General features: G+C 72.9%; 17 protein-coding genes. 4 read left to right on the top strand and 13 right to left on the bottom strand.

Annotated elements, in window-relative coordinates:
- Positions 1–8: 8 nt before the first annotated feature.
- Positions 9–581, top strand: coding sequence for a TetR family transcriptional regulator (locus tag QSK37_RS42250; protein WP_285632838.1), 573 nt, complete (start codon positions 9–11; stop codon positions 579–581).
- A gap of 40 nt (positions 582–621) precedes the next feature.
- Here the strand turns inward: QSK37_RS42250 and QSK37_RS42245 are convergent, their stop codons facing one another.
- Positions 622–2,142 carry a sugar ABC transporter ATP-binding protein gene (locus QSK37_RS42245; RefSeq protein WP_285632835.1) on the bottom strand — a complete coding sequence of 507 codons (1,521 nt, stop codon included), beginning with the start codon at positions 2,140–2,142 and terminating at the stop codon, positions 622–624.
- A gap of 242 nt (positions 2,143–2,384) precedes the next feature.
- Here QSK37_RS42245 and QSK37_RS42240 point away from each other — a divergent pair, with 242 nt between their 5' ends.
- A complete protein-coding gene (locus QSK37_RS42240; protein WP_285632832.1) occupies positions 2,385–3,347 on the top strand; it encodes a hypothetical protein in 963 nt (320 codons plus the stop codon).
- Here the strand turns inward: QSK37_RS42240 and QSK37_RS42235 are convergent.
- A complete protein-coding gene (locus QSK37_RS42235; RefSeq protein ID WP_285632829.1) occupies positions 3,322–4,266 on the bottom strand; it encodes an NADP-dependent oxidoreductase in 945 nt (314 codons plus the stop codon). The two genes, QSK37_RS42240 and QSK37_RS42235, sit on opposite strands and share 26 nt — an antisense overlap.
- Positions 4,267–4,385: 119 nt before the next feature.
- On the opposite strand from QSK37_RS42235, the gene QSK37_RS42230 reads away from it, so the two are divergent.
- Positions 4,386–4,883, top strand: a complete 498-nt coding sequence (locus QSK37_RS42230) for a MarR family winged helix-turn-helix transcriptional regulator (protein WP_285632826.1) — start codon at positions 4,386–4,388, stop codon at positions 4,881–4,883.
- A 42-nt stretch (positions 4,884–4,925) separates the two neighbouring features.
- Here QSK37_RS42230 and QSK37_RS42225 read toward each other — a convergent pair whose 3' ends face one another.
- From QSK37_RS42225 to QSK37_RS42200, 6 genes are all read right to left on the bottom strand, one after another.
- Complete coding sequence (locus QSK37_RS42225) at positions 4,926–5,732, bottom strand: DeoR/GlpR family DNA-binding transcription regulator (protein WP_285576812.1); 807 nt, start codon at positions 5,730–5,732, stop codon at positions 4,926–4,928.
- A 73-nt stretch (positions 5,733–5,805) separates the two neighbouring features.
- Complete coding sequence (locus QSK37_RS42220; protein WP_285632823.1) at positions 5,806–7,086, bottom strand: alkaline phosphatase family protein; 1,281 nt, start codon at positions 7,084–7,086, stop codon at positions 5,806–5,808.
- A gap of 122 nt (positions 7,087–7,208) precedes the next feature.
- Entirely contained in the window at positions 7,209–8,105 is an 897-nt protein-coding gene (locus QSK37_RS42215) for a hypothetical protein (protein WP_285632820.1), read from the bottom strand.
- Complete coding sequence (locus QSK37_RS42210; RefSeq protein WP_285632817.1) at positions 8,102–8,731, bottom strand: sigma-70 family RNA polymerase sigma factor; 630 nt, start codon at positions 8,729–8,731, stop codon at positions 8,102–8,104. The genes QSK37_RS42215 and QSK37_RS42210 overlap by 4 nt, the downstream gene beginning before the upstream one ends.
- The gene (locus tag QSK37_RS42205) at positions 8,724–8,939 is read right to left on the bottom strand and encodes a hypothetical protein (protein ID WP_285632814.1); all 216 of its coding nucleotides are present in this window, start codon (positions 8,937–8,939) and stop codon (positions 8,724–8,726) included. The genes QSK37_RS42210 and QSK37_RS42205 overlap by 8 nt, the downstream gene beginning before the upstream one ends.
- 112 nt (positions 8,940–9,051) lie before the next feature.
- Positions 9,052–9,714: an HAD family hydrolase gene (locus tag QSK37_RS42200; protein ID WP_285576804.1), complete on the bottom strand. Its 663-nt coding sequence runs from the start codon at positions 9,712–9,714 to the stop codon at positions 9,052–9,054.
- 97 nt (positions 9,715–9,811) lie between these two features.
- Between QSK37_RS42200 and QSK37_RS42195 the strand changes: the two genes are divergently transcribed.
- A complete protein-coding gene (locus QSK37_RS42195) occupies positions 9,812–10,900 on the top strand; it encodes a baeRF2 domain-containing protein (protein WP_285632811.1) in 1,089 nt (362 codons plus the stop codon).
- A gap of 48 nt (positions 10,901–10,948) precedes the next feature.
- Here the strand turns inward: QSK37_RS42195 and QSK37_RS42190 are convergent, their stop codons facing one another.
- From QSK37_RS42190 to QSK37_RS42170, 5 genes are all read right to left on the bottom strand, one after another.
- Positions 10,949–11,125, bottom strand: a complete 177-nt coding sequence (locus QSK37_RS42190) for a DUF3099 domain-containing protein (protein WP_285576800.1) — start codon at positions 11,123–11,125, stop codon at positions 10,949–10,951.
- Positions 11,122–12,219 (bottom strand): baeRF2 domain-containing protein, encoded by a 1,098-nt coding sequence (locus QSK37_RS42185; protein WP_285632808.1) that lies wholly within the window; start codon positions 12,217–12,219, stop codon positions 11,122–11,124. The genes QSK37_RS42190 and QSK37_RS42185 overlap by 4 nt, the downstream gene beginning before the upstream one ends.
- A 33-nt stretch (positions 12,220–12,252) precedes the next feature.
- On the bottom strand, positions 12,253–13,599 hold the full coding sequence (locus QSK37_RS42180; protein WP_285632805.1) for a vWA domain-containing protein: 1,347 nt from the start codon (positions 13,597–13,599) through the stop codon (positions 12,253–12,255).
- Positions 13,583–14,443, bottom strand: a complete 861-nt coding sequence (locus tag QSK37_RS42175; protein WP_285632802.1) for an AAA family ATPase — start codon at positions 14,441–14,443, stop codon at positions 13,583–13,585. Before QSK37_RS42175 ends, QSK37_RS42180 begins: the two co-directional genes overlap by 17 nt.
- A gap of 96 nt (positions 14,444–14,539) precedes the next feature.
- Positions 14,540–16,357 (bottom strand): serine/threonine-protein kinase, encoded by a 1,818-nt coding sequence (locus QSK37_RS42170; RefSeq protein ID WP_285632799.1) that lies wholly within the window; start codon positions 16,355–16,357, stop codon positions 14,540–14,542.
- Positions 16,358–16,424: the final 67 nt, after the last annotated feature.

Below are 16,424 nucleotides of genomic sequence, written 5' to 3'. Positions count from 1 at the left end.
CTCCTCCCATGCGCGTCCGCGATGCCGAGGCCACCCGCCGGCGGCTGCTCGACGCGGCGACCGCCGACTTCGCCGCCCATGGCATCGCCGGCGCCAGAGTCGACCGCATCGCCAACGCCGCCGGCGTGAACAAGGCGCAGATCTACTCCTACTTCGGCGACAAGCTCGGGCTCTTCCACGCCGTGTACCGCATGCACGCCGACGCCGTCGTGGACGCCACCCCCTTCACCCCCGACGACCTGCCCGGCTATGCGGCCGGCCTGTACGACGCGGCCGTCGCGCGACCTGAGCTGTTCCGCCTGGTCACCTGGGCGCGGCTCGAAGGCGTGGCGGCCGACGAGATCGCGGCCGGGGGTGGCGCGGGCGGGTGGAAGCTGCGGGCGGTGGAGGAGGCGCAGCGGGCCGGCACCGTCGCCGCCGGCCTCGATCCGGCGGACGTGCTGGCGCTGGTGACCGCGATGGCGCTGGCCTGGTCCGCGGCCGGCTGGTCCGTGGTGGCCGGCCCCGGCGATTCCGACGCCGACCACGAACGCCGCCGGCGTGCCCTGCGCGCCGCGGTGGCGGGCGCGCTCGGCGTCTGACGCCTCGAAGACCGTTTCAGAGCGTGTGGAGGCGGCGGGATCACGCCCCGCCCGGCGCCCGCGCCGAGGCCATCGCGGCGATGATGCCCTCCTCGGTGACCTCCGGCCCGGTCAGCTCGGCCGCGACCGCTCCGTCGCGCAGCACGACGACGCGGTCGCAGCCGCCGACCAGCTCCTCCAGGTCGGAGGAGATCAGCAGGATGGCGAGGCCGCCGACGGCCAGCTCGTCCAGCAGGTCCTGGAGCTGCGCCTTGGCGCCGACGTCGATGCCGCGGGTCGGCTCGTCGAGCAGCAGCACCTTCGGCTGCATCGCGAGCCAGCGGGCCAGCAGCACCTTCTGCTGGTTGCCGCTGGACAGCTCGTCCACCCGCTGCTGCGGCGAGGCCGCCTTGATCTGCAGCCGCCGCATGAACGTCTCGACGATCCGGTCGATGCGCGCCGTCGACACGACCCCGAACCGCGACAGCCGGGGCAGCGCGGCCAGGCTGATGTTGTCGCGGATCGACAGGCTGCCGATGATGCCCTCGGCCTTGCGGTTCTCCGGGAGCAGGCTGACGCCGGCGCGGATGGCGCCGGTGATGGACCGGTTGCGCAGCGGCGCGCCCGCGACCGTGACCTGCCCGGCGTCGAGCGTCAGCGCGCCCGCGATGGCCTTGGCGGTCTCCGTGCGCCCGGCGCCGAGCAGCCCGCCGAGCCCGAGCACCTCGCCCTGGCGCAGCTCGATCGAGACGTCGGCCAGCGCGTGCCGCCGGGTCAGCCCGGTGGCGCGCAGGTACGGCGGGTCGTCCGGCCGCTCGTGCGCCTCCCCGGGGTGCGCCGCCGGGAGCCGTACGGGCGGCCGGCCGAGCATGAGCGAGACCAGGCCGGCGCGGGCGAGCGCGGTCAGCGGGCCGGTGTGCACGACCCTGCCCTCGCGCAGCAGCGTGACCCGGTCGCAGATCTCGTACAGCTCCTCGAGCCGGTGGCTCACGTAGAGCACCGACCGGTTCCGTGCGCGCTGCTCCTCGATCACCCGGAAGAGGATCTCGATCTCGGGCGGCTCCATCACGGCGGTGGGCTCGTCCAGCACGATGACGCGGGCGCCCGCCGCGACGGCGCGGGCGAGGGCGACGAGCTTCTGCGCGCCCGCGCCGAGCGAGGCCAGGGGACGCCGCGGATCGGCGCGCAGGCCGTACGCGGCGAGGATCTCGGCGGCCCGGTGGTGCATCCGCGCGGTGTCGATGAGGCCGAACCGCCCGCGCGGCTCCTCGCCGAGGAACAGGTTGCGGGCGATGCTCATCGAGGGGATGAGGCTGTCGTCCTGATGAACGCCCCGGATGCCGGCGCGCCGCGCGCCGAGCGGACCGTCGAGGACGAGTGGCTCGCCGTCGCGGCGCAGCCGCCCGCCGTCGGGCCGCTGCACGCCGGTGAGGATCTTCACGAGGGTCGACTTGCCGGCGCCGTTCTCCCCGGCGAGCGCGTGCACCTCACCGGGGGCGAGGGTCAGCGAGACGTGATCGAGGGCGAGCACGCCGGAGAAGCCCTTGACGATCGCCGCGGCCTCGAGGGCTGGTCGTACCACGAGAGTCCTCCCGCGCTCGCCCGGACCGGTCGCCCCCTGACAGAGGAATAGTTGCCCCTCCGATCGCCTCCGGTCAACCGGCTCCGGTCAGGTGTTCCTCCGGCCGCGGACCGGGCGGCGGTCGGGTGCTCGTTCTCCGGGCCGACCACCCCCACCCCCGGCGCGCGGATCGCCCGTTCAGGGGATGCGGATCCCCTGAAGAGGGGAGACGCTCCCGGCCGCGGGCCGCCAGCGTTGGGGGCGTGACGAACGAACGAGCGTGGGTGAGGCCGGTCGGGCTCGCGTGGGCGGCGGTGTACGGCGGGTTCGGGCTGGTCTGCGCGTTGACCGGGACGCCGCTGTTCCATCGGGGTCCGCGTCCCGGACCGGCCGGAGCCGACTGGGCCGTGGTCGCGGTGGCCGGGGTGGCGGCCGTGGCGATCCTCTGCCGTGCGCGTGTACCGCTGTGGGGAGCCTGTGGGCTCTCCGCCGCGTGCGCGTTCGGGCTGTTGATGGACGTGATCACGCTGGTCTTCGGCGAGGGCGTGGACGGCGCGGCGGCGGCCGCCGGCCACGCGCTGGCCGCGGCCGGCGCGGTCCTGCTCGCCGTGTCCGCCCACCGTCCCCGGCCGGCCGGATCCACGGCGGCGGCCGGTCCGCCCGCGCCGGCCTCCCGGCGCGTACGGGCGGCCGCCTGGGCCGGGGCGCTGGCGTTCGTCCCGTACGCGGCGATGAAGATGGTCTGGGCGGCGGGTGGCACGTTCGCGGGCATGGACCGGGCGCGGGTGCTCGCCGTGTCCCGGCGCAACGGTGCCTCCGGCATGTGGCTCACGCTGGAGTCGTGGGGCGTGGACGCCACCGCGCTGCTCGCCGCGCTCGGCATCTTCCTGATCTTCGGGCTGGTGTATCCGTGGGGACTGCGGTTCCCGCACTGGGCTCTCGGGCTGCGCGGGCGGCGGGTGCCCCGCTGGCTGCCGCTGACGCCCGCGCTGCTCGGCGCCGCGACGCTGGCCCCGTACGGGATCGCCGGCGTCGGCTACGCCGCCCTCGGCACGGCGGGCGTCGTGACCGTGCCGCGCGGCGACTTCCCCAGCTCGGCGGACGCCCTGCTGGTGAGCTGGATCGGCCTCGGCGCCTTCGGCCTGTACGGCGTGGCCCTGGCCCTCACCGCCCGCTCGTACTGGCTCCGCACCCGAGACGTCAGGCGCCGGCCGGGAGGACGATGACCTTGCCCGAGAGCGTCCCCGCGGCGGCCCGGGCGTGGATCGACGCCAGGTCTGTCAGCGAGACGCGCTCGGCGACGTCGACGGTCAGCTCGCCGCGGTCCACGCGCGCCACGAGTTCCGACAGTTGCCCCGCGTCGCTGCGGACGAAGAGGTCGATCGCTCGCACGCCCCGCTCCTCGTCGGCCGGGGCGGGCATCCACACGGTGGCGCTGACCACGACGCCGCCGTCGCGGACCAGGGTGGCCAGCGCCGCGAACTCGGCGGGAGTGATCGGCGCGAGGTTGAGCAGGACGTCGACCGGCTCGGTCACGGCGGTGGTCACCTCGGTGGCGGTGTGGTCGATGACCTCGTCGGCACCCGCCGCCTTGAGGCGGTCGCCGCTGCGGGGGCTGCCGGTGGCGATCACGTGGGCGCCGGCAGCCTTGGCCAGCTGTACCGCGTAGCCGCCCACGGCGCCGCCGGCGCCGCTGATCAGGATCCGCTGCCCGGCCTTCAGCTCGGCGTGGTCGAACAGAGCCTGCCACGCGGTGAGACCGACCAGGGGCAGCGCGGCCGCGTCGGCGAGCGGGATGCTCGTCGGAGCCGGTGCCAGGATCTCGGCCGGCGCGAGGACGTACTCCGCCGAGGCGCCGTCGTCGACGAACGGCAGGAAGCCGACCACCCGGTCACCGACCTCAAGGCCGCGGACGCCTTCGCCGAGTGCGTCGACCGTTCCGGCGACGTCCAGCCCGGGGATGTGCGGCAGGGTCAGGGGCATCGGGTCCTGCATGAAACCCGCGCGGATGTTGCCATCGACGCCGTTGAACGTCGTCGCGGCGACGCGCACCCGCACCTGCCCGGTGCCGGGGACGGGCTCGTCGACGTCCTCGTAGCGGAGGACGTCAGGGTCGCCGTACTCGTGGAAGCGAACCGCCTTCATCGTGAGGGCCTCACTCTCGATCGGTAGGTGCTTCGAACTCGAAGCACTTCGGTCAACGTAGCAGTGCTTCGAAGTTGAAGCAAGTGCTTCGAAAATGAAGCAACTGGTAAGGTCGTGCCATGCCTGACACACCGGAGCCGCTGGACGCCGTCCAGCTGGGTGCGTACTTCGCTCTCATGGACGTGGCGGGTCTGCTTCGGCACGCGGTCGAGCAGCAGCTGCGCGAGGCCGGCGATCTGAGCTACGTGCAGTTCCAGCTCCTGGCGCGGCTCGGCCTCGACTCGCCGACCGGCAGAGAACGCATGACCGACCTGGCCGACGGCGTCGTCTACAGCCGCAGCGGGTTGACCTACCAGGCAGGGCTGCTCGAAAAGGCGGGCCTGGTCACGCGTACGCCCTCAGCGGACGACGAGCGGGGCGTCACGGTCGCGATCACCGATGCCGGGCGGGCGCTGCTCGCCAAGGTGCTTCCCGGCCATACCGAGGTCCTCAGGCACCAGCTCTTCGCGCCGCTGTCGCGCCGGGACACCGAGGCTCTCGCCGAACTGTTGTCGCCGGTGCGCGACCACATGCGTTCGGCGCCGCCCCGTTCGGCGGCGCCTCGCCGCCGGCGATGACACGCCGCCCTGCCTCCCGGGCGGGCCAGGGCCGCCCGGCGGTCAGAGGCGGGCGACGTGGAGGCGGACGCCGCGGGCGCTCAGTTCGTAGAGCTCCTCCTGCGGGGCCGCGTCGCCGGTGACCAGGTGGGCGATCTCGTCGGCGGGGACCGTCTGGACCATGGTGTTCACGCCGATCTTGGTGTGGTCCGCCAGCACGACGACCTCCTCCGCCGACGCGGCGAGGGCCTTGTCCGTGCTGGCGACCTGCATGTTCGGCGTGGACAGGCCGCGTTCGGCGGTGAGGCCGTTGCCGGAGATGAACGCGCGGCGCGTGCGCAGGCCCGCGAGTGAGCGTTCCGCGGCGCTGCCGACCAGGGCCTGGACGGGGCCCCGCAGCATGCCGCCGGTCATCACCACCTCGATGCGCGGCGACGCCGACAGGGCCTGCGCCACGAGCAGGGAGTTGGTGACCACCGTCAGGTCGGTGTGGCCGGTCAGCCGCTGGGCGAGCGCCTGCGTCGTGGTGCCCGGTCCGATCACCACGGCGTCGCCGTCCTCGACGAGCGCCACGGCCAGGTCGGCGATGGCCGCCTTCTCCGCCTTGGCCACCTGCGCCTTCTGCAGGTGGGTCGGCTCGCGGGACAGCTCGCCGGGCAGGGACGCGCCGCCGTGGTGGCGGTCGATCAGGCCGTCGGCCTCCAGCGCCCGCACGTCGCGGCGTACGGTGACCTCCGACGACTGCACGGCCTCGGCGAGCTGCCGCAGCGACAGGGTGCCGTTCGCGCGGAGGAGTTCGAGGATCCGCACGCGCCGCTCGGCGCCGAAGACCGGCTTGCGCCCGTCCGCCGCTCCCTGGAGGTCGCTCACGGTTCTCCCCACGCCCTGACCGGATGTGAACGGTTCCGATCGTAGTTCGGGAGCCGGAGAGTTTCCCTACGGCCTACGGTGTCGTGAAGCCCCGGCTGCGCGCGAGCGCGGCGAGCTCCGGCCAGTCCTCGCCGGAGTGGGCGTGGTCGGGCACCAGGCAGCCGAGCGTGATCGGCAGCGGGATCTTGTAGCGCGACGCCGTGAGGTTCGGCGCATCGGTGAAGTCCAGGACCTCGGCGAGGTTGTTGGCGGCGGCGTCGCGTACGGTCAGCGGCTCCAGGCCGAACCTCCACTCGATCATCTTCAGCACCGACGTGTGGTCGTACAGCCCGTGCGCCACGTGGCCGCGCCGCGCTCGCGGGGAGATGACGACGCACGGCACGCGGAACCCGCGCAGCCCGGCGCCCAGGTCGGGATTCGGGTCGGGGCCGACCGGCGGCGGCACGTGGTCGAAGAAGCCGCCCCACTCGTCGTAGGTGATCATCAGGACGGTGCGCTCCCAGTTCGGGCTGGTCACGATCGCGTCGTGGACCTTGCCGAGGAAGTGCTGGCCGAGACGGATGTCGGCGAGCGGGTGCTCGTCCTCGGACATGCCGGGCACCGCCTCGCCGAGGAAGCCCGGGTCGACGTACGAGACCGGCGGCAGCGTGCCGGTCGCCGCGGCCAGGTAGAACTCGGTGATCTGACGGCTGATGCCCAGGTACTTCGTGCCCCACAGGGCGGTGATCGGCACGTCGCTGTAGTAGTAGCGGCCGGTGACGCCCTTGTCGGCGAGCCGGTCCCAGATCGCCGGCATGGTCGCGATCTTGTCGACCGAGGTCGTCGTACGGTCGGTCTGGGCGGAGTGCAGGAAGAACCGGTTCGGGAACGTCGGGGCCATCATGGCGGCGAAGTACCGGTCGCAGACCGTCCACTCCCGCGCCGCGCGCCCGTAGAAGGCCAGGTCGGCGGCCTCGAAGTAGCCGATGGACAGCGCGTCGTTGGACCCGGCCCGCAGCCAGCCGTCGCACGCGCCGTCGTTGAACTCGGTCCGGCCGCCTCCGTAGGAGTGGTCGGGGTCGTTGAATCCGCACCCGGACGGAGTGGTCAGGTGATGGGTGTCGTGCGCGACGCCGCTCGCGTCCGTGTAGGTCAGCCCCGCCTGCCGGCCGTCCGCGCCCGGGAGCCAGCCGAGGTAGTGGTCGAAGGAGCGGTTCTCCATCATCACGACGACGATGTGGTCGATGCCGGACTCGCCGGGATCCGGGAGCGCCGTCGCCGTGGTGGCGGCCCGCGCCCGCCGGGGCGCGGCCACGCCCGCCGCGACCGCTCCCGCCGTCCCCGCGATGAATCCGCGCCGGCTCACATCGTTCACGGTCGTCTCCTCACGTCCCAGGGGGCTCCTCGCGCCCGAGCAGAGTACGACGAAGGCGGTTACCCGCCGGTTGAGCCGGGCGGTCCACTTCCGGACAAGGCCGGACCGGGCCGCACCGCCGCTCACACCACCGGGCCGCGAACCGGATCGCGTTCGGGGCCGTACGGCACCACCCGGTAGACGCCCGAGGCGATCTCCTCGGAATAGGCGGCGACCCGCTCGCGCAGGCCCGGCGGCCAGCGGGTCTCCCGATCCCAGACCACGCCGACCAGGTCGTCCAGGTCGGTGACCTGGAGGCCGGACAGATCCGCACCGGCGGCGTTCACCTCCCGGGGGCAGAGATAGAGCGCGCGCTCGCGGACGCTTTCGAGCTCACGGGCGATCTCGGCCCGGCGGGGGCGGTCGCGAGGGTCGCGGACGTCCACCCCCAGGTCGAGGGAGAAGTACCTGCCGAAAAGACGGGCAGAGGATCGGACGGTGTCCAGATCGCGGAAAACGATGGTGCGGAGCACCTTGGCGAAGTCGCGGGCGTAGACCCAGGCGCGGGCGCGGTCGACGTCGCCGATGTCGCCGGCTCGGAGGATCTCGGCGAGCTCCCGCAGGTAGCTCGGATCGAGATGGGGTACGAGGGCCAGATCATCGACCACGCCCAGGACGACCTCACGCGCGGCAGGACGATCGCCACGGATCATCTCGATCAGGTCCTGGGCATTCCGCAGGGCGTCGAGCGATGAGCGGGCCTGGTCCACCGCGCGTATGTGAGAGAGACACCGGGCGCGCCGAGTGATGAGTGTCACCGGATCGGGGTCGCCGGGGGCGGCCGGTCGGGCCGGCGGACGCTCGCGCCGGTTCCGGGCGGGCTCATCATCGTCCGTGGCGCCCATCAACGCCGTCAGGGCGGAGATCGGGATGTCGCCCATCCGTACCTGCTCCAGCAGATCGGCGTGGCCGGCGGCAAGGGCTTCGTCGAGTTCCTCGTCGGTGAGTTCGTCCTGCGGCTCTCGCGGGTCGTCGGTCATCGCCCGTCCCTCCCCTCGACGCCGCCCGGCCGGGCCGTCTCCGCCGAGGGCCGGCCCGGCGGAGACAGGTGCCGCTTGAGCGTACGGCGGGCCTTCTTCCGCAGGTCGCGTACCTTCTGCTCGGTGACTCCCAGCATGGCCGCGATCTCCGGCCCGGGGATGTCGTCCAGGTCGAGGGCCACCACCGCACGGGCGTTCTCGTCCTCCACTCGGTTGAGCGCGGACACCACGTCCAGGGCCTGACCGGTCAGCTCGGCGTGCCCCGGACCGGACCCGGCCTTCTCGGGCCGCCGGTCGGTGGGTGCGGGGTTCCTCCGCTGGGTCCGGAACTCGTTGAGCGCGACCGCGCGGATCCAGGCGCGTGGACTGTCGATCAGCGGCCACTGCGCGCGCCTCACCTTGATCCAACCGCGGGTGAACGCCTGCTGCGCCGCGTCCTCGGCCTCCCACCGGCCGGCGCCGTTCAGCATCAGGAACCGCACCACCTGGTGGTACTCGGCGTCGAAGAAGTCCATGAAGCCCTGCCGCATCGGGTCCATGCTGACGGCAGGCGCGGCGCGGGCGTCACCGGTGGCCGGATCCGGCCCGTCGTGGACACCGGCAGCCCCGCCTTCGCCATCACTCATCGCCCGCGGGGGACGAGGGGCGCGCCGGGTCGCCGATCTCGACCACCAGGCCGCGACCGCCGAGGTCGATCACGCGGCTGCCCGGCGGAAGCGCTCCCAGGTCCCGCCGCGACAGCCGCCGGGATCGTCCGCGCAGACAGGCGCCTGCCGCGGAGAGCAGGCCGCCGAGCAACGGCGCCGTCGCCGTCACCACCGCCACCGGTTCCATTCGGGTCCTCTTCTCCTCTGGCCCGGCCCGGTGGCCGTGGCTCACATGGGTAAGAGGGTGGAAAGCGTGGCTCGCGGGAAGGGTGAGACGGAGATCTTTCCGGGCCGCCCGCTCAGGAGGCGGCGAGGGGGCTGTGGTCGAGGTTGCGCAGGAGGTCGGCGGTGCTCTCGTAGACCTCCACCGCGCCCGCCTCGCGGAGGTCCTCGGTGCAGATGCCGCCGGTGCGGACGGCGACGCAGACGACACCGGCCTTGCGGCAGGCGTGCACGTCCCAGATCGTGTCGCCGACGAACACCGCGCGCGTGGGCTCCACGCCGGCGCGTTCGAGGGCGATGGACACGATGTCGGGCGCGGGCTTGCTCTCGTCCGCCTCGCTGGACGACGTGGCGGCGCTGATCGCGTCGTCGGCGTCGAGCGCGGCACGCAGCGCCGCGAGTTCGCTCGCGGCGGCGGAGCTGGCCAGGACCACCTTCATGCCGCGCCCGGCGCAGGCGCGCAGGAGGTCGGCCGCGCCGTCGAAGGCGCGCAGGCGGGGCCAGAACGTGGCGTACAGCGACCGGTGGGCGGCTCTCATGTCGTCGTCGGCGTCACGGTCGCGATCGTCCGGCAGCAGGTGGTCGAGGAGCTTGTCCGACCCCATGCCGATCGCGCCGTGGACGTCGGCCATGTCCACGCCGTGCCCGTGCTGCCGGAACGCCTCCCACCAGCACACCGCGTGCAGGTAGTTGGTGTCGACCAGCGTGCCGTCCACATCGAAGATCACCGCGTCTGCCATGTCGGTCGCCTACCCGGGCGCGGACCCGGTAACCCCCCGGCCGATGTCGCGCGGGCGCCCATGTTTGGCCCGGCAGGAGCGGGTAACGGCGAGCCCCATGGACCTTTCCTTTCTCCGACCGCTGTACGAACGGCCTGGCCCCTACGTGTCGATCTACCTGGACATGACGCGGACGGCCGAGGACTCGTCCAAGCTCATCGAGCTGCGCTGGCGCGCGCTGCGGGAGAAGGCGGCCGCCGACGGCGCTCCACGGGAGGCCCTGGCCGCCCTCGACGACCTGGTGCGTGAGCACGACGAGCGCCGGACCTCCGGCGGGCTCGCGGCGTTCGCCACGGACGCGGGCGTGGTCCTGTCCGACGTACGGGACGCGCCGCCCGTCGCCGAGCAGGTGCACTACGGGCCGCTCCCCCACGTCATGCCGCTGCTCGCCGGTGGGCCCGAGCCGCTTCCGTACCTGGTCGTCGTGGCCGACCGGCAGGGCGCCGAGATCACCCGGGTGGGCCGCGACCGGACGCGCCGGACCACCGAGGTCCGGCCCGAGAACGAGTTCCCGATCCGCAAGCCCCACGGCGGCGACCTCAACCAGTCACGGATGCAGCGCGCGGCCGAGGACACCTGGCGCGCCAACGCCAAGGCCGTCGCCCGTACGGTCGATGAGCAGGCCACCCGCGAGAAGGCGGCGGTGATCGTCCTGGCCGGCGACCCGCAGGCGCGCAGCGCGGTGCTGGACGAGCTGTCCAAACCCGTGCTCGCCCGCACGGTGGAGTCCCGCCACGCGGAGGGCGCGCCGCTGGCCGAAGAGGTGGAGCGCGCCGTCGAGCTGGCCGAGACGGAGAACCTGACCGGCCGGGTCGAACGCTTCGAGCGGGAGCGCGGCGAGGGCGGCCGCGCGGTCACCGGCCTGACCGCCGTGACCGAGGCGCTGCGCCGCGCCCAGGTCGACACGCTCGTCATCGAAGATCATCCAGAGTCCACCGACCGCCTGTGGTTCGGCCCGGCGCCGACCGACGTGGCCGCCTCCGCCGCGGACCTGCGTGCGGTGAACATCGCCGAGCCGGAGCAGGACCGGGCCGACGCCGTCCTGGCCCGCGCGCTGGCGCAGACCGGCGCGGAGATCGTCGTCCTGTCCGAGGAGGGGCCGCCGCTGGAACACGGCATCGGCGCCGTCCTGCGCTTCGCCGCCTGAGCCGCCGCCGGCCGGCGCCCGCAGGTGCTCGCGGGCGCCGGCCGGCGGTCAGGTCGTCCCGTCGCGGTTGGCGATGATCACCGCGACGAGAGGGAGGATCGACGCCACCGCCGACAGCGCCACCGCCCACACCCGCGAGAACGGCGCGACGACCGTCCAGGAGATCAGGTAGAGCAGGCCGCAGATCCCCATCAGCGTCAGGTAGATCCGCCTGCGGCGTCTCACGGGACGGCGGCGCGGTCCCCGTACCGCAGCAGGGCGCCCAGCCCCTGGTAGGCGCGCCAGTCGTCCAGCGTGATCAGCAGGAGTTCGCCGTCCGTGCCGGCGAGCGCCCGCACCAGGGCGGCGTCCGCGCGGTCCGGCACCGGGTCGGCCACGCCGCGGTCGCGCAGTTCGTCTGGTGAGGTCGCCAGGTCGGTGCAACGCGGCCCCGTCCACACCGGCGTACCGGCGTCCGCGCGGCCGTCGATCAGCAGGCTCGCGACCTGGGCGTTGCGGAGCGCGCCGACGACGGGCCGCAGGCCGTCCACGGCACGGCGGCCCTTCCTCAGTTGCTCGTTGAAGCGCTCCACGGCGGAGGTCATCCGCGCGGCCCGGGTCCGCCGTACCGTCTCGGCGACGTCGGCGTCCAGGCCCGGTCCGCCGGCGCGCGACTCGACGGTGCGGGCGAGCACGGGTTCGGACAGCTGTTCCAGTACGGCGGCGCGCTCCCGTACGTCGCCCGCGATCACCACGAGCTCGAACCCGCAGGAGCCGACGGTCTGGTCGATCACGCGCGCGGTCTTCTTCGCGTTGGCGCGCCAGGCCTCTTCCGCGGCCTGCTGCACGTGCGGCTGGCGGAACATGTCTCCGCCCTTCGGCTTGTGCACCGGGGCCTCCACCGACGGCGGCACCACGGCGCCCCACCGGGTGCCGTCCGCCGCGACGCAGGTGAGGTTCGCGCCCAGCCGGTTGACCACGGCGACGAGCCGGGAGACCGGCTCCCCCCGCTGTTCGAGCAGCGGTACGACGTGCGGCAGCGGCGCGTACCGGGCCACTTCCTCACGCGGCGGGCCGTCCAGCAGCACCGCGTACGCGACCTCACCGCCGCACGCGAACACCGCCAGGCAACCGGATTCCCGCCGCTCCTTCTCATCGCGAACGACGCGTTCGACCGCCGCGATCGTCTCCGGTGGGGCCCCCTGATCGGCCAGTTCCTTGCACTGGACGTGCCGGCGCACCTCCACGGCCCGCGGATCCTCCGTACGCCGCATGTCGAGATAGACCGACGCGAACGGCCCCGGGCGGTCATACAGCGCCCTGAGGAACGAAAGGTCCATATCGCATGCCATACCCCGTCCTCGGCGGCGGGATCAGGCCAGCGTCTCGACGAACTCCGCGAGCTGCGTCAGGTTCCGGCACTCGTGCATCGGCAACACCTCGGCGTACACCGAGGCAGCGGAGTCACCGGAGTCCCAGTCCCTGGCCGGCTCGGGGTTGAGCCAGTACGCGTGCCGGGCCCGCCCGATGAGCCGGCGGACCGTGTCCAGGCCCGGATCCTGGTAGTTCGTCCGGGCATCGCCGAGGATCAGCAACGACGTCTTGGGCGTGACCGCGTCGCCGTACCGCTCCTCGAAGACCGCGAACGCGCGCCCGTAGTCGCTGTGCCCGCTCACCCAGACGATGTCGGCCTCGTTCGTCATCCGGGTGATCGCCTCGACCACGTCGGCGCCGGGGGCGAAGAACCGGGTGACCTCGTCCAGCCCGTCGATGAACGCGAACGCGCGCACCTTGGCGAACTGCTCGCGCAGCGCGTACGTCAGCAACAGCGTGAAGTGGGCGAAGGAGGAGACGGAGTCGCTCGCGTCGCAGAGCACGACCAGCTCCGGCTTGTGCGGACGGCGCGGGCGGTGGTGCGTGGTCAGCGGCACGCCGCCGGTGGACAGCGAGGTCCGCACCGTACGGCGGAAGTCGAGGCGCCCGCGCCGCCCGTGACGGTTGCGCACGGTGAGGCGCGTGGCGAGACGGCGCGCGAGCGGGTGGATCTCCCGGCGCAGGGCGGCCAGGTCGGCACGGGTGGCGCGCAGGAAGTCGACCTGTTCGAGCGGCGGCCGCACGTTGGCTCGCGCGACGCGCTCCAGGCCGCCCTCCTCGGCGATCCGGCGGCGTACGTCCTGCCCGACGAGCTCCTCGAACCGGGCGATCCGCCGGGCGAAGGTCCGCCGCGCGACCTTCTCGTCCAGGCCGCCGCGCTCGGCGAGCACGGCGTTCAGCAGCCCGGCCATGAGCGTGTCCGCCGACAGGATCCGCAGCACCTGGTAGGAGAACCATGTCCCCGACCCGCCGTTGCCGCGCCCGTACGCGCCCACGGCCCCGCGGGCGAAGGCGCGCAGGGCCTCATCGTCGCCGCTCAGCAGGATGCCGCTGAGCTCGTCGCGGAGCCGCGCCAGCTCCGGGTCGCCGTACGCGGGCCGGTCGCGCGCCTCCTCGGTGCTGCCCATGACCGCCGGGAACCACAGGTCGAAGAGCAGGTCGAACGCCTCACGGTGCGCGGGACGCTTGACGAGCGTGGCCGCGTACGCCGCACGCAGCGACGCCCGGTCGCCCAGGTCGACCGCCTCCAGCGCGTGGACGGCGTCGAGCCCCTCGGCGAGCGAGACCGGCAGCCCCGCCTCGCGCAGCGCCGCGACGAAACCGATGTGCCTATCGAGAAGAGCCATCGAGTTCCTTGCGGGCGCGCTCCTGGTCGGAGTGGTGCTTGAGGACGACTCCCAGGGTGGCGTTGATCGCGTCCGCGTCGAGGTGGTCCAGGCCGAGCGCGAGGAGCGTACGGGCCCAGTCGATGGTCTCGGCGATCGAGGGCGCCTTCTTCAGCTCCAGCGCGCGCAGCGTGGCGACGACCTGCGCGAGGCGTTCGGCGAGGGCGTCCTCGATGCCGGGCACGCGGACCCTGACGATGTCGCGCTCGCGTTCGGGGCTCGGATAGTCGAGGTGGAGGTACAGGCAGCGCCGCTTGAGCGCCTCGGACAGCTCACGGGTGGCGTTGGAGGTCAACACGACGAACGGCCGGCGCACGGCGGTGATCGTGCCCAGCTCGGGGATGGTCACCTGGAAGTCCGACAGCACCTCCAGGAGCAGGCCCTCGACCTCGACGTCGGCCTTGTCGGTCTCGTCGATCAGCAGCACGGTCGGGTCGGCGCGCCGGATCGCGGTCAGCAGCGGCCGTTCGAGCAGGAACTCCTCGGTGAAGATGTCGTCGTGAGTGGCGTTCCAGTCCTGGTCACCGGCGGCCTGGATGCGCAGGAGCTGCTTCTTGTAGTTCCACTCGTACAGGGCGCGCGGCTCGTCCAGGCCCTCGTAGCACTGGAGCCGTACGAGCCCGGCCCGCGTGATCTCGGCGACGGCCTTGGCCAGCTCCGTCTTGCCCACCCCGGCCGGCCCCTCGACCAGCAGCGGCTTGCCCAACGCCGCGGCCAGGTAGACCGTCGTCGCGATGGCGTCGTCGGGCAGATAGCCCACGGACGAGAGCCGCTCACGTACGTCACCGGGGGATGTGAAGGTCATCGGCCCTCCCGTGGCACTGTTCCGAACCGCGTTCGAAACTACCCCACGGCGCGCCCGGCCACGGCGAGCCGCCTCTTCCGCCTCACCGCACGGTCGTCAATGGCACTGGTTGTCATCCTGCGCCTTCTTACCGGGCGGGCAGGTGTACGGGCGAATGGTGCCGATGACCTTCTTGATCTCCTCGCTGGAGACCTCCCCGGAGACGTTCCGGTCCGCGAAGACGGTGAAGAAGGTCGGTCCGGTCGACGATCCCGGCACCGACGCCATGGCGATCGTCTCCACCATCGCGTGCGGTGGGGTGCAGGCGTCGCCGCCGGGGGCGGTCGTCACCGAAACGATGGTGTACGCGGCGTCGATGCCGTTGAGCGTGATGCTTCCGCCCTGGCCGGTGCTGACCGTCGGCGGCCGGGGGTGCGCGCCGGCTCCCCCGTAGGCGGCGCTCGCCCACTTGCGGGCCTCATCGGCGGCCGCGTACTGCAGAGTGCCCAGCTGGTCCTTTGACGGCGTCTGGGCGGACAGCACGCCACCCCGGATACCGGCATCGGCCCGTGTGCACTTGCCCTGGTCGACCTCGGCGACGGCCTTCTCCGCGGCGAGGATGTTCTTCTTCGCGTCCGGAAACCAGGTCACCCAGTCGGGACTCTGCACCTTCCAGGTCGGTGGCACGTCGTAGGCGATCCCGTACTGCGGGGCGAGCGTCGTCTTCCAGCCGGCGATCAACGGTCCCGTCTTCTCCGCGCGCGGCGTCTGAACAGCGGCGCTCTTCGTCGGGGTGGGGCCGGGCCTGGGCGGCGGCTTGCCGTCCCACGTCAGCGCGACGGCCGTGCCCGCGGCGAGCGCCACGACCGCGGCGCCGAGACCGGCGATGACGCCCGCGCGGCGCCCCCGCTTCGGCCGGGAGTGTCCGATGGTCTCCGGCGGCTCGTCCTGGCGGGTCGCCGCGTTACTCGGGAAACGATGATTCGGAGCCCAGTCGGGGGTCGTCGGCGCGGCCGGGGGCCGCCGGTCGGCCTGGCCGCGCAGGGCGGCGACGACCGCCGGGGCGCTCTGCGGCCGCGCGGCGGGGTCCTTGGCGAGCAGGTCGAGAGTCAGCCGGTCGAGATGGTCCGGCACGTCGGGCCGACGCGACCGGGGAGGGGCCGGCGTCTCGTTGAGATGCCGGTACATGATCGCGGCGGGATTGTCCGCCACGTCGAACGGCGGCGCGCCGACGAGCAGCTCGTACAACACACAGCCGAGCGAGTAAAGGTCGGAGCGCGCGTCGAGCCGCTCGCCGCGGAACTGCTCGGGGGCCATGTACAGGGGCGTGCCGATGAAACTGCCGGCCGCGGTGAGCTGTGTCGCGTCGCTGAGCCGGGCGATGCCGAAGTCGCAGAGCTTCACCCGCCCGTCGTCGAGCAGGAAGAGGTTCGCGGGTTTGATGTCGCGGTGGACGATCCCGCGCGAGTGCGCCGCCGCCAACGCGTCCGCCGCCTGCGCCGTCACCGAGACCGCCATCTCGATCGGCACTCCGCCGGGTTCTCGCGCGAGGAAGCTGCCGAGGTCACGGCCGGTGAGGAGCTCCATCACCAGGAAGATCAGCCGCTCCTGGCCGTCCCGGTGCTCGTCGATGTCGAACGTCACCGTGATGCCCGGATGCTGGAGCGCCGCCGTGGTCTCCGCCTCCCGGCTGAACCGTTCGACCGCCGACTCCTCCGCCGCCAGGTCGGCGGGCAGGATCTTGATCGCCACCGGTCGCCGCAGCCGCAGGTCGACGCCGCGCCAGACGTCCCCCATGCCGCCCGCCCCGATCGGTTCCTCCACGCGGTAGCGTCCGCCGAGTTCCATTCCGGGTTCGATATTCGACCTTTTGCGCACGATCCAACATTCCACCAGAACATCGGTGCCGCCGTCGTTCATGTCGCCGAAAGTCATTGATGGGGTTATATGAAAGTACCCCCATAGGGGTTATGGTAACCGCACCTACAGATCCGGAGGGATG

This window comes from Actinoallomurus iriomotensis, assembly GCF_030269445.1.
GTDB lineage: Bacteria > Actinomycetota > Actinomycetes > Streptosporangiales > Streptosporangiaceae > Actinoallomurus > Actinoallomurus iriomotensis.
This window is presented reverse-complemented; position numbering and strand designations above follow the sequence as displayed.

Excerpts from the sequence above, each read along its gene's own strand:
- QSK37_RS42205 (WP_285632814.1), bottom strand. The coding sequence starts at position 8,939 with ATGGAACCGGTGGCGGTGGTGACGGCGACGGCGCCGTTGCTCGGCGGC.
- QSK37_RS42180 (WP_285632805.1), bottom strand. The coding sequence starts at position 13,599 with ATGGCTCTTCTCGATAGGCACATCGGTTTCGTCGCGGCGCTGCGCGAG.
- QSK37_RS42230 (WP_285632826.1), top strand. The coding sequence starts at position 4,386 with ATGCCTGACACACCGGAGCCGCTGGACGCCGTCCAGCTGGGTGCGTAC.
- QSK37_RS42185 (WP_285632808.1), bottom strand. The coding sequence starts at position 12,219 with ATGGACCTTTCGTTCCTCAGGGCGCTGTATGACCGCCCGGGGCCGTTC.
- QSK37_RS42170 (WP_285632799.1), bottom strand. The coding sequence starts at position 16,357 with ATGACTTTCGGCGACATGAACGACGGCGGCACCGATGTTCTGGTGGAA.
- QSK37_RS42210 (WP_285632817.1), bottom strand. The coding sequence starts at position 8,731 with ATGAGTGATGGCGAAGGCGGGGCTGCCGGTGTCCACGACGGGCCGGAT.
- QSK37_RS42215 (WP_285632820.1), bottom strand. The coding sequence starts at position 8,105 with ATGACCGACGACCCGCGAGAGCCGCAGGACGAACTCACCGACGAGGAA.
- QSK37_RS42250 (WP_285632838.1), top strand. The coding sequence starts at position 9 with ATGCGCGTCCGCGATGCCGAGGCCACCCGCCGGCGGCTGCTCGACGCG.
- QSK37_RS42200 (WP_285576804.1), bottom strand. The coding sequence starts at position 9,714 with ATGGCAGACGCGGTGATCTTCGATGTGGACGGCACGCTGGTCGACACC.
- QSK37_RS42235 (WP_285632829.1), bottom strand. The coding sequence starts at position 4,266 with ATGAAGGCGGTTCGCTTCCACGAGTACGGCGACCCTGACGTCCTCCGC.
- QSK37_RS42195 (WP_285632811.1), top strand. The coding sequence starts at position 9,812 with ATGGACCTTTCCTTTCTCCGACCGCTGTACGAACGGCCTGGCCCCTAC.
- QSK37_RS42175 (WP_285632802.1), bottom strand. The coding sequence starts at position 14,443 with ATGACCTTCACATCCCCCGGTGACGTACGTGAGCGGCTCTCGTCCGTG.